The following is an 11,613-nucleotide window of genomic DNA, read 5'->3' on the forward strand; positions in this document are numbered from 1 at the left end:
GCTGGACCAACTTGTGGGAATTGCGTCGCAATCTCACGGTCCAGGTCTTGGAACTGCCATCGTCATGCCCCATCAAGGCAAGATGGAATCCATTCTCGAAATCCGCGGTCTTACGAAGACTTACGTGGGCGGCTTCACGGCGCTTCATGGCGTCGACCTCGACATTCGCAAGGGCGAGATCTTCGCCTTGCTCGGTCCCAATGGTGCAGGCAAGACGACCCTGATCGGTGCCGTGTGCGGACTGGTGCGTCCCAGTTCCGGCACGATCCGAGTCTTCGGTGAAGACCTTGGCTCGCACTGGCGCAGCTTGCGCGCCCGGATCGGATTGGTCCCGCAGGAGCTCGCGACCGACATGTTCGAAACGGTCATGCACACCGTGAACTATTCGCGCGGGCTTTTCGGCCTGGCGCCGGACGCGGGCAAGATCGAGGAGATCCTCAAGGCGCTCAGCCTCTGGGACAAGCGCAACGAGCAGATTCGCGCGCTGTCAGGGGGGATGAAGCGCCGTGTGCTGATCGCCAAGGCGCTGGCGCATGAACCGCAACTGCTGTTCCTCGACGAGCCGACGGCGGGCGTCGACGTCGAACTGCGGCGCGACATGTGGCAGCAGATCGCCAAGTTGCGCGACCTTGGCACCACGGTCATCCTGACGACGCACTACATCGAAGAGGCCGAGGAAATGGCCGACCGCGTCGGCATCATCCAGGCCGGGCGAATCCGCATGGTCGAGCAGACCTCGGTTATGATGAAGCAGCTTGGCCGTACCGAAGCGCATATCAGGCTGGCCCAGCCGCTTGCGGATATACCCACGATGCTGGACCGTTTCGCGGTCACGCTTGGCGATGGCGGCGCGGAGCTTTGCTACCGCGGCGGAGACGGCGCAGGGGGCGGCAAGGCCGAAGTGGCCGAGCTGACCAAGACGCTGGTCGCGGCCGGAATCGACTACACGTCGATCGACATTCGCGAATCGAGCCTCGAAGAGATCTTCGTCAATCTGCTTGAAGGAGAGGCGCAGTGATCGCTTTCAACGCCCGCAGCGCCTGGACCATTTACAAGCGCGAAGTCGCACGCGCGTTGCGCACGGCCATGCAGTCGATCCTTGGTCCGGTGCTGACCACCGTTCTCTATTTTGTCGTCTTCGGCGCGGCTATCGGCGGTCGGATGGAGACGATGGACGGGGTCAATTACGGTGCCTTCATCGTGCCTGGGCTGCTCCTGCTCACCTTGCTGAGCGAAAGCACGTCCAACGGCAGCTTCGGCATCTACATGCCGCGCTTCACCGGCGCGATCTATGAACTGCTTTCCGCGCCCGTCGGCACGGCCGAGACGCTGGTTGGCTTCGTCGGGGCGGCGGCGACCAAGTCGCTGATCCTGGCCGCTATTATTCTCGGGACCGCGACTTTCTTTGTCGACTATACGATCCTGCACCCGTTCTACACGCTCGGCTTCATCCTGCTGGTCTCGGCAAGCTTCTCGCTCTTCGGCTTCATCCTCGGGATCTGGGCCGACAGCTTCGAGAAGCTGGGCATCGTGCCGGTCCTGTTTATCGTCCCGCTGACTTTCCTGGGCGGCACGTTCTATTCGATCGACGTCCTGCCCGAACCGTGGCGTTCGGTGGCCATGGCCAACCCGGTCGTCTATCTCGTCAACGGACTGCGCTGGTGCTTCTACGGCAGTTCGGACTTCCCGATTGCCACTTCGCTGGGGATGACTCTGGCGTTCCTCGCGATTTGCGTGGCCTTCATCGCATGGATCTTCAAGACGGGCTGGCGCCTGCGGTCCTGATTTCATAGATTCGATTCGGTCATGGCTTTGAAGACGTTCCTCCCGGTCGCCCTCCCGTCGCTATTGCTCGCCGTTCCGGCCCAAGCCCAGCCTTTCGAAGAGGCACGGCTTTCGGTCGACGAAGGGCTTGTCGATCTTGCGCCCGAACCGCTGCGTCTGGCCTTGCCGGACTATCCCTGGCCGACGCCGTTCATCGAAGTTCCGCCGCCGAGTCTGCCCAAGAACGTCAAGGCGATGATCGAGGCTGCGGTCAGGACCGACGAATCCGAAACGGTCGCGGCCGTCGTGAAGATGGCGATCGAGACGCAGCCTTACGACAAGGACGAGATCAAGGCGATGCACCGCGCCTATCTCGATGACAAGGCAGCGCGCCTTGCTGCCAAGACCGAAGCAGAAACCCGGCGTATTCGCGAATCGGGGGTGCTGGAACTGTGGAAGGGCCAGATCGAACTCGGGGCCTTCCACAGCACGGGCAACACCACGAATTTCGGCTTCACCGGCGCGCTCAAGCTCGACCGCAAGGGGATCGACTGGGAGCACATGATCCTTGCGACGGCCGATTACCAGAAGGATTCCGGCACCGTCACGCGGGAGAAGTACGGGGCCAGTTACCAGCCGCGCTACACCATCAACGATGGTGTCTTCACTTACGGTCGCCTCCAGTATGAAAAGGACGAGATCCAGGGCTATCGCGACCGTTTCTCTTTCTCGGGCGGTTTGGGTTATCGCCTTGTTAAGCGCCGCAACATGACGCTTTCGGTCGAGGCAGGCCCGGCCGTTCGCCGCACGAACTACATCGACGATCCCTCCGAAACGACCTGGTCCGCCCTGACTTCGCTCGATTTCGACTGGAAGCTCAACGGAACGCTTGCACTGAGCCAGGACGCCTCGAGCTACATCGGGTCCGACAACAGCACCTTCACCTCGCTCACCGGGATCGAGGCGGGGATGGCCAAGGGCCTCAAGGCCAAGCTGTCCTATTCCATCGAGCATGAAACCGCGCCGCCGGCCGGTTCGCTCAAGACCGATACGATTTCGCGGTTCTCACTGGTCTACGGCTTCTGACCGGTCTAACGGACGCGGCCATGAACCCGCGTTTCGAATTCTCCATCCACGCCACCGACGGCAAGGCGCGCACCGGCGTCATCAAGATGCGTCGCGGCGAAATCCGCACCCCCGCTTTCATGCCGGTGGGTACTGCCGCAACGGTCAAGGCGATGAAGCCCGAATGCGTGCGCGCGACCGGCGCCGACATCATCCTGGGCAATACCTACCACCTGATGCTGCGCCCCGGTGCCGAGCGCGTTGCGCGCCTTGGCGGGCTGCACAAGTTCATGAACTGGGATCGCCCGATCCTTACCGACAGCGGCGGCTATCAGGTCATGAGCCTTTCGGACCTGCGCAAGATCACCGAGGAAGGGGTGACTTTTGCCAGCCACCTCGACGGCTCGCGGCACATGCTCAGCCCCGAACGCTCGATGGAGATCCAGCGTCTGCTCGGCTCGGACATCGTCATGTGCTTCGATGAATGCCCGAAGATCGACCAGCCGCGCGACGTCATTGCCCGGTCGATGGAAATGTCGATGCGCTGGGCCAAACGCAGCCGCGACGGATTTGACAGCGGCGGCGAACATGCAGCCAACTCCGCGCTCTTCGGCATCCAGCAGGGCGCACTCGACGAAGGTCTGCGCAAGGCCAGCGCCGATGCTCTCGTCGATATCGGCTTCGATGGCTATGCGATCGGCGGCCTCGCCGTGGGTGAAGGACAGGAAGCGATGTTCGCCACGCTCGAGTTTGCCCCCGGTCAGTTGCCAGTCGACCGTCCGCGCTATCTGATGGGCGTGGGCAAGCCCGACGATCTCGTTGGCGCGGTTGAGCGCGGGGTCGACATGTTCGACTGCGTGCTGCCGACGCGCTCGGGCCGTAATGGGCAGGCCTTCACCTGGAATGGTCCTCTCAACATGCGCAATGCGCGCCATGCCGAAGATAACGGCCCCATCGATGAGCGTTGCAAATGCCCGACCTGCGGCACGTACAGCCGCGCCTATCTCCATCACCTGATCCGTTCGGGCGAAATCCTGGGCGCCATGTTGCTGACCGAGCACAACGTCTCGTTCTACCAGCAGCTCATGCAGGCCATGCGCGATGCCATAGCCGAAAGCCGCTTTGCGGCCTTCGCCGCCGATTTCCGCCGTGATTACCTGAAGAAGTGATCGGCCCCGGTGCAGACCGGGACCGATCTTTCGCATTGGCTTTCGACCGATCCCGAGCAGGTTTCACGGGACAAAGTCGTGCGGCTATGGACAAGCGGCTGCATCACCCGGACATTCCCCTGACCGGCATTTCCCAAGCGAATCGGATTTTCCGGTGCCGGAACAGCAGGACAGGGGGTGTTGTTCATGCCGACCATCGCGATCGTCAGCCAGAAGGGCGGCTCGGGCAAGACGACCATGGCGCTCCATCTGGCCACCAGCGCGGTCTATGCCGGCCGGGAAACCTGCGTCATCGACACGGATCCGCAAGCGACGTCCGCGACCTGGGGAGACTGGCGGGGCGATTTCAAGCCGGAAGTCATGACCTGCCCGCCGGTACGCCTGTTCAGCACGATCGAGAAAGCGCGGCGTGGCGGCGCCGAACTGGTCGTCATCGATACTCCGCCGCACGGAGACACGGCATCGCGTGAAGCGGTGCGCGTGGCCGATCTCGTCCTGATCCCGACCCGCGCCCGTGCCTTCGACCTTCATGCGCTGGAAGCGACGGCGGGGCTGATGACCTTTGCGCGCAAACCGGCCTTTGTCGTATTCAACGCCGTTCCGGCGCGGGCCAGCCGCATGATCGAGGAAGCCACGAAATCGGCCGAGGCGCTGGGCCTGCAGGTCTGCCCCGTCCAGTTCGGCGAAAGGGCTGCCTTCCACCGCTCGTCAGGAACTGGCGAAGTGGCCGGTGAGATCGAGCCGGATGGCAAGGCCGCCGGCGAAGTCGACGCCCTGTGGAAATGGGCGTCGGGCCATATCACTCTGAAATGAAACGCGGCGCTTCTTGCGCCCCTTTCAGGCTGGAGCCTTCTGGAGGTCGGCGGGGTGGCCGGGTTTCGCGCTGCGCGGCTTCATGACCTCGAGCCGGGTGCCGACGTAGGCCACGAAGCGGCCGGTGCGGGAATCGAGAAAGCCGGCCCCGATCTCGCAGGCGAAGCGCTTTGCGGTATCGAGATCGGGGTACCATTTGCCGGTGCGGTGGGGGGTGATGAAACGGTATCGCTGCATGACGATGGTCAAATGCGCGAAGTCTGCTTCAGTTTCCTGACAAGGGCTTCGAATCGTGTATTTTTGAGGGTGTTTGCCCATGCGAAAAGGGCGGCCCCGGAAGGACCGCCCTCTTGCTGAATTCCGTCTCCGGAAAACCGTGACTTAGCGCGAGTAGAACTCGACGACCAGGTTCGGTTCCATCTTCACCGGGTAGGGCACTTCGTCGAGCGTCGGGACGCGAACGAAGGTGACCTTGTCGGTGCCGTCGGCGGCGACGTAGTCGGGAACTTCGCGCTCGGGCAGGCTCTGCGCTTCGATGATCAGCGCCATTTCCTTGGCCTTGTTGCCGAGGCTGATGACGTCACCGACGCGCACGCGACGCGAGGCGATGTTGCACTTCACGCCGTTGACGCGGATGTGGCCGTGCGAAACGATCTGGCGGGCCGCGAAGATCGTCGGCGCGAACTTGGCGCGGTAGACGATCATGTCGAGGCGCTGCTCGAGCAGGCCGATCAGGTTCTGACCGGTGTCGCCCTTCATCTTGGCGGCTTCCTGGTAGGTACGCTTGAACTGCTTCTCGGTCACGTCGCCGTAGTAGCCCTTGAGCTTCTGCTTGGCGCGCAGCTGGATGCCGTAGTCCGAAAGCTTGCCCTTGCGGCGCTGGCCGTGCTGGCCCGGGCCGTAGCTGCGGCGGTTAACCGAGCTCTTGGGGCGACCCCAGATGTTCTCGCCCATGCGGCGGTCGAGTTTGTACTTGGCGCTCTTGCGCTTCGACATATGTCGTCTCCGTTCTGCTTGTCGCCAGGCCACCTTGGCCAGCGATCCGTGTTGTCCCGGGGCGCACCAACCAGCCGTACTTCGCTGGTTGCGGCCGCCGCTTCACCGGGGTGCGGGGCCGAATGGACGGATCTGCCGAAACAGGCAGGCGCCATGTGAAGGCGTGGCCCTTACGGGGTTGTCAGGGAATGTCAAGCGCGCTGAGGCATTCGGTCTTGAAACCGGCTCAATCGCGCTTGCGCCGTGCGTCCTCCAGCGTGCTGAGAATGCCGCGCAGGGTGCGCACCTCGAGGTGATTCCAGCCGGGCTTGGTCAGCAGGTTGCGCAAGGTCAGGCGATTGGCCGCCGCGCGCGTCTCGGGCCAGAAGTAGTTCTTCGTCTCCAGGAACCGCTCGAAATGGCCGATCAGCCCTTCCAGTTCGTCTTGCGGGGCAGGGGGGAGCAGTTCTTCGGCGGTCGGCTGCGCAAGATCGGCGCCTTTCGACCATTCGTAGGCGCAAAGGATCACGGCTTGCGCAAGATTGAGCGAGGCGAATTCCGGATTGATCGGCACGGTCAGGATCGCGCGGGCCAGCGCAACGTCTTCGGTTTCCAGGCCAGAGCGTTCCGGTCCGAAGACATAGGCGGAGCGGCCCGGGGCGGTATGGATTTCGCGCGCGGCCTGTTCGGGGGTGACCACGGGCTTGGTGACGCCGCGCTTGCGCACCGTCGTGGCATAGACATTGGCGCAGTCGGCGACCGCTTCGGCCAGCGTCTCATAGACCTGCGCGCCATCGAGCACCTGGTCGGCCCCGGCGGCGGCAGGCCCAGCAGAAGGGTTCGGCCAGCCGTCGCGCGGCGAGACGAGGCGCATTTCGGTAAGTCCGAAGTTCAGCATGGCCCGTGCAGCCTTGCCGATATTCTCGCCCAGTTGCGGGCGCACGAGCACGATGACGGGCTGGGTGTCAGCCATTGGTGGAAGTTCCTTCATCATCGGCAACATCGCGCACGGTTCCGGCGAACTCCTCGAAGTCCCTGGCCTCGTTGAAGGCACGATAGACCGAGGCGAAGCGGATGTAGGCAACCGAGTCGAGCTGGCGCAGCCCGTCCATCACCATTTCGCCGATTTCGCGGGAGGCCACTTCCGCCTCGCCCGCGGTTTCGATCTGGCGTTGGACGCCGGAAACGAGCTGGTCGATCTTCTCGCGGTCGATGCCGCGCTTGCGGCAGGCCAGCGTGACCGACTGCTCGATCTTCGAGCGGTCGAAAGGTTCGCGCCGGGGCTCCTCGTTATCGCCGCCGGTCTTGACCACGGTGATCTCGCGAAGCTGGACGCGTTCGAACGTCGTGAAGCGCGCGCCGCAGCTCGAGCACTGGCGGCGACGGCGGATCGCGGTGTTGTCCTCGGTCGGGCGGCTGTCCTTGACCTGGGAATCGTCGTGGGCGCAGAACGGACAGCGCATTTACGAGGGGGCTTTCCTTGGGAAAAGGCGCGTTCAGTCGGGGCGAACGCGCTTGTAGAACTTGTATCCGGCGCCTGCGGCAAGGCCGAGGCCGATCGATACGAAAGGCAGCATCGCACCTGCAACCGCACCCATCGCCCCCCAGACAAGTACCGGCTTGGTCGAAGGATGGCCAAGGCCATCCTGGAGCATTCCGGCAAGCTCATGGCGCGCATCGCTGACGAAGCTGCCATTGTCCTGGGGGCGACGGGGGTCGGTCATCGTATCAGTCCTCGTAGATCGGGAAGCGGTCACACAAGGCTTCTACGCGCGCGCGGACATTCTGTTCCACTTGCGCGTCACCTTCCTCGCCGCATTTGGCCAGACCGTCGAGTACGTCGGCGACCATGTTGCCGATCTCGCGGAATTCCTCGACCCCGAAGCCGCGGGTGGTGCCGGCAGGCGAACCGACGCGGATGCCGCTGGTCTTCATCGGCGGCAGCGGGTCGAACGGAATGCCGTTCTTGTTGCAGGTGATGCCGGCGCGTTCGAGCGCTTCGTCGGCGTCCTTGCCGGTCACGCCGAGCGGCGAGAGGTCGATCAGGGCGAGGTGTGTGTCGGTGCCGCCCGAGACGATCTCGGCGCCGCGCGCCTTGAGCGTTTCGGCAAGGGCCTTGGCGTTCTCGACCACCTTCTTGCTGTAGTCCTTGAATTCGGGACGCAGGGCTTCACCGAAGGCAACGGCCTTGGCGGCGATGACATGCATCAGCGGACCGCCCTGCAGGCCGGGGAACACGGCCGAGTTGATCTTCTTGGCCAGCGCCTCGTCATTGGTGAGGATCATGCCGCCGCGCGGACCGCGCAGGGTCTTGTGCGTGGTGGTGGTGGCAATGTGCGCGTAGGGGAACGGCGAGGGGTGCACGCCAGCAGCCACGAGGCCGGCGAAGTGCGCCATGTCGACCTGGAACAGCGCGCCCACGCTGTCGGCGATCTCGCGCATGCGCTTGAAGTCGATCACGCGCGGATAGGCCGAGCCGCCTGCGATGATCAGCTTGGGCTGGTGCTCCTTGGCAAGGGCTTCGACCTGGTCGTAGTCGATCAGGTGGGTGTCCTTGGTCACGCCATACTGGACCGCGTTGAACCACTTGCCCGAAAGCGCGGCGCGCGCGCCGTGGGTGAGGTGGCCGCCGGCATCGAGGCTCATGCCCATTACCGTGTCGCCCGGCTTGACCGTCGCGAGCAGGACTGCACCGTTGGCCTGTGCGCCCGAGTGAGGCTGGACGTTGGCGAAACCGCAGTCGAACAGCTGCTTGGCGCGTTCGATGGCCAGCGTTTCGACTTCGTCCGAAGGCTCGCAGCCTTGGTAGTAGCGCTTGCCCGGATAGCCTTCGGCGTACTTGTTCGTCAGCACCGAACCCTGCGCTTCGAGCACGGCCTTGGAGACGATGTTCTCCGAGGCGATCAGCTCGATCTGCTTGCGCTCGCGCTTGAGTTCCTTGCCGATGGCCTTGGCGACGGCAGGATCGCTCTGGGCGATCGTGTCGGTGAAGAAGCCGGGGGAACGGATGGCAGTTTCGACGGTCATGTTCGTTGGACCTCTTCGGATCAGCTTGTGGGGTTGGAGAGTTTCTCGACGCGCCCGGCGTGGCGACCACCGCCGAACTCGGTCGAAAGAAATGCATCTAGGCAGGCCTTGGCCATGTCCTCGCCGGTCAGGCGTGCGCCCATGGCGATGACGTTGGCATTGTTGTGCTCACGCGCGAGGGCGGCCGATAGCGGCTCAGAGACAAGTGCGCAGCGGCACGCGGGGTCGCGGTTGACGGCAATCGAGATGCCGATGCCCGAACCGCAAAGCGCGACGCCATATTCGGCGGTGCCGTCGGCAACGACCGAGGCAAGCTTGTAGCCGTAGTCGGGATAGTCGACGCGGTCGGCTGTTTCGGGGCCAAGGTCGGCGACTTCGTGGCCAAGATTGATGAGATACTCGCGCAGCGTCGCCTTGAGGTCGACGGCGGCGTGGTCGGATGCGATAGCGATGCGCATGTTCGTTCCGTGGCAGTTCCGGGAATCGGGTTCGCAACGCGCCTTAGTGCGATACGCCTCGGAAGGCCACCGCAATAAGACCTCGCCGGTGACATGGTGCGTGCGTCAGCAATTGGCAAGAACGGGGCGGGATGAGTACTCCTGCGGATCGGCTCCGGAACTGACGGCAGGTTCGGCGTGTTGGGTAAGGGTACTGCAAACCCAGTCCGGAGGATACGACCTTGGCCGACGAAACAATCCCCCCACGACGACCGATGCCGGCATCCGCGTCCAGAGTGACGAGCATTCCCTGACCGTGGGCCGCGACGGGCCTATCGTTCTCAACGATCATTATCTTCTTGAGCAGATGGCGAATTTCAATCGGGAGCGCATTCCCGAGCGCCAGCCCCATGCCAAGGGCAGCGGTGCCTTCGGGCATTTCGAGGTCACCAACGACGTCTCGCGCTATACCAAGGCGAAAGTCTTCCAGCCCGGCGCGAAAGTGGGGACCCTGGCCCGTTTTTCGACCGTGGCAGGCGAGCGTGGCAGCCCCGATACCTGGCGCGATCCGCGCGGCTTTGCCGTGAAGTTCTACACCGAGGACGGCAATTTCGACATGGTCGGCAACAACACGCCGATTTTCTTCATTCGCGATCCGATGAAGTTCCAGCACTTCATCCGCAGCCAGAAGCGCCGCGCCGACAATGGCCTTCGCGATCACGACATGCAGTGGGATTTCTGGACCCTGTCGCCGGAGAGCGCCCATCAGGTGACCTACCTGATGGGCGACCGCGGTGTGCCGAAGACGTGGCGGGAGATGAACGGCTATTCCAGCCACACTTACTCCCTGATCAATGCCTCGGGCGAGAAGTTCTGGGTGAAGTTTCACTTCAAGACCGATCTTGGCGACGGCAATGCCTACCTTTCGCAGGACGAGGCCGACGAGATGGCTGGCAAGGACGGCGACTTCCACCGGCGCGACCTGTTCGATGCGATTGCGCGCGGCGACCATCCGAGCTGGACGCTCTACTGGCAGGTCATGCCGTTCGAGGATGCCAAGACCTATCGTATCAACCCCTTCGATCTCACCAAGGTCTGGCCGCACTCGGACTATCCGCTGATCGAGGTCGGCAAGCTCACGCTCGACCGCAATCCGACCGATTTCCATACCGAGATCGAACAGGCTGCTTTCGAGCCCAGCAACATGGTGCCCGGCATCGGCCTGTCGCCCGACAAGATGCTGCTCGCACGCGGCTTTGCCTATGCCGATGCCCATCGCGCGCGTCTTGGCGTGAACTACAGGCAGATCCCGGTGAACAAGCCGCAATGCCCGGTCTTCAGTTATTCGAAGGACGGTGCCGGACGGACCGAAAACGTGTCCGACCCGGTCTATGCGCCCAACAGCTACGGCGGGCCGGCGGCGCAGCCCGACCTCTCGGGAGAAGCGGGCCTGTGGTACGCCGACGGGGAGATGGTGCGCTCCGCCTATACCCCTCGCGAGGATGACGATGACGTCAGCCAGCCGCGCGCGCTCATCCGAGACGTGATGGACGATGCCGCGCGCGAAAGGCTCGTGACGAACATCGTCGGCCACCTTTGCGATGGCGTATCGGAGAAAATCCTCCGGCGTGCGTTCGATTATTGGAAGGCGATCGACGCGGATACCGGCGAAAGGGTCGAAAAGGGCGTGCGCGCGAAGCTGGGTGGCAATTCCGAGGCGCCGGGAATGGCTTCGGCCGAAGCGATCGCAGAGCAAGAGCCCGCCGAATAGTCGGCACCTACATCGTCCGGAACAAGGGAAGGCCCCGCTTCGGCGGGGCTTTTTCGTTCAGGGCAGCGCATACCCGACAGTCGACTGGGCGACCAGCCGATCCTCGCTGCGCTGCCAGATCCGCACGTCGACGCTGGCCAGGCGCCTGCCCAGCTTGAGGATGCGCGCATCGGCGTAGATTGGTTCGAACTGGCAGGCGCGCAGGAACGAGATCGACAGGGCGTTGGTGACGGCCATCGCCTCGGGCCCGTTGTGCGCGGCGATCACCGCGTAGGCGGCCACGTCGACCAGCGCCATGAGCGAAGGCCCCGAAACGATGTTTCCCGGTCGCCGCATGGACGGATCGGGATCGAGCCGCATGCGCAAGTGGTTGAGCGCGAGGCTTTCGACTTGGCCGAGAAGCGGTCGGGAGCTTTCCGGAAAGGTATCGTCAAGGAACGCTGCAACCTGTGCCTTTGTCAGACGCAGTGTCAGGGCGGATGGGCTGGCAGAGACGGTCATCGGCAAGGGTTAGCGCCAAGCTTGCGCTTCGGCCATATCGCGTCGCACCGCTGCTGCCGGTCTGTCTTGGATGCCGGACAAAGAAAACCCC

At 63.5% G+C, this 11,613-nt stretch carries 14 protein-coding genes; 6 read left to right on the forward strand and 8 right to left on the reverse strand.

The window, feature by feature from the left end; genetic code table 11:
* The first annotated feature begins 82 nt into the window (after positions 1-82).
* The 5 genes from SPHV1_RS11595 to SPHV1_RS11615 all read left to right on the forward strand — a co-directional run bounded on the left by SPHV1_RS11595 (position 83) and on the right by SPHV1_RS11615 (position 4,811).
* On the forward strand, positions 83-1,018 hold the full coding sequence (locus SPHV1_RS11595; RefSeq protein WP_054946237.1) for an ABC transporter ATP-binding protein: 936 nt from the start codon (positions 83-85) through the stop codon (positions 1,016-1,018).
* A complete protein-coding gene (locus SPHV1_RS11600) occupies positions 1,015-1,785 on the forward strand; it encodes an ABC transporter permease (protein WP_054946202.1) in 771 nt (256 codons plus the stop codon). Before SPHV1_RS11595 ends, SPHV1_RS11600 begins: the two co-directional genes overlap by 4 nt.
* 21 nt (positions 1,786-1,806) lie before the next feature.
* Entirely contained in the window at positions 1,807-2,850 is a 1,044-nt protein-coding gene (locus SPHV1_RS11605) for a YdiY family protein (protein WP_054946203.1), read from the forward strand.
* Between the two features lie 20 nt (positions 2,851-2,870).
* The gene (tgt, locus tag SPHV1_RS11610) at positions 2,871-3,998 is read left to right on the forward strand and encodes a tRNA guanosine(34) transglycosylase Tgt (RefSeq protein WP_054946204.1); all 1,128 of its coding nucleotides are present in this window, start codon (positions 2,871-2,873) and stop codon (positions 3,996-3,998) included.
* 186 nt (positions 3,999-4,184) lie between these two features.
* A complete protein-coding gene (locus SPHV1_RS11615; RefSeq protein ID WP_054946238.1) occupies positions 4,185-4,811 on the forward strand; it encodes a ParA family protein in 627 nt (208 codons plus the stop codon).
* 24 nt (positions 4,812-4,835) lie between these two features.
* Here the strand turns inward: SPHV1_RS11615 and SPHV1_RS11620 are convergent, their stop codons facing one another.
* The 7 genes from SPHV1_RS11620 to rpiB all read right to left on the reverse strand — a co-directional run bounded on the left by SPHV1_RS11620 (position 4,836) and on the right by rpiB (position 9,271).
* Positions 4,836-5,060, reverse strand: a complete 225-nt coding sequence (locus SPHV1_RS11620) for a hypothetical protein (RefSeq protein WP_231634643.1) — start codon at positions 5,058-5,060, stop codon at positions 4,836-4,838.
* A gap of 132 nt (positions 5,061-5,192) precedes the next feature.
* Positions 5,193-5,807: a 30S ribosomal protein S4 gene (rpsD, locus tag SPHV1_RS11625; protein ID WP_054946206.1), complete on the reverse strand. Its 615-nt coding sequence runs from the start codon at positions 5,805-5,807 to the stop codon at positions 5,193-5,195.
* Between the two features lie 226 nt (positions 5,808-6,033).
* Entirely contained in the window at positions 6,034-6,759 is a 726-nt protein-coding gene (locus tag SPHV1_RS11630; protein ID WP_054946207.1) for an RNA methyltransferase, read from the reverse strand.
* Positions 6,752-7,249: a transcriptional regulator NrdR gene (gene nrdR / locus SPHV1_RS11635; protein ID WP_054946208.1), complete on the reverse strand. Its 498-nt coding sequence runs from the start codon at positions 7,247-7,249 to the stop codon at positions 6,752-6,754. The genes SPHV1_RS11630 and nrdR overlap by 8 nt, the downstream gene beginning before the upstream one ends.
* Positions 7,250-7,282: 33 nt before the next feature.
* Positions 7,283-7,510 (reverse strand): hypothetical protein, encoded by a 228-nt coding sequence (locus tag SPHV1_RS11640; protein ID WP_054946209.1) that lies wholly within the window; start codon positions 7,508-7,510, stop codon positions 7,283-7,285.
* Between the two features lie 4 nt (positions 7,511-7,514).
* The gene (glyA, locus tag SPHV1_RS11645; protein WP_054946210.1) at positions 7,515-8,813 is read right to left on the reverse strand and encodes a serine hydroxymethyltransferase; all 1,299 of its coding nucleotides are present in this window, start codon (positions 8,811-8,813) and stop codon (positions 7,515-7,517) included.
* A gap of 20 nt (positions 8,814-8,833) precedes the next feature.
* Positions 8,834-9,271, reverse strand: a complete 438-nt coding sequence (rpiB, locus tag SPHV1_RS11650) for a ribose 5-phosphate isomerase B (RefSeq protein ID WP_054946211.1) — start codon at positions 9,269-9,271, stop codon at positions 8,834-8,836.
* 193 nt (positions 9,272-9,464) lie between these two features.
* Between rpiB and SPHV1_RS11655 the strand changes: the two genes are divergently transcribed.
* Positions 9,465-11,021 carry a catalase gene (locus SPHV1_RS11655; RefSeq protein WP_054946239.1) on the forward strand — a complete coding sequence of 519 codons (1,557 nt, stop codon included), beginning with the start codon at positions 9,465-9,467 and terminating at the stop codon, positions 11,019-11,021.
* A 57-nt stretch (positions 11,022-11,078) separates the two neighbouring features.
* On the opposite strand, the gene SPHV1_RS11660 is transcribed toward SPHV1_RS11655, so the two are convergent.
* The gene (locus SPHV1_RS11660; RefSeq protein WP_054946212.1) at positions 11,079-11,522 is read right to left on the reverse strand and encodes a PaaI family thioesterase; all 444 of its coding nucleotides are present in this window, start codon (positions 11,520-11,522) and stop codon (positions 11,079-11,081) included.
* Positions 11,523-11,613: the final 91 nt, after the last annotated feature.

The sequence above is a fragment of the Novosphingobium sp. KN65.2 genome, from assembly GCF_001368935.1.
GTDB lineage: Bacteria > Pseudomonadota > Alphaproteobacteria > Sphingomonadales > Sphingomonadaceae > Novosphingobium > Novosphingobium mathurense.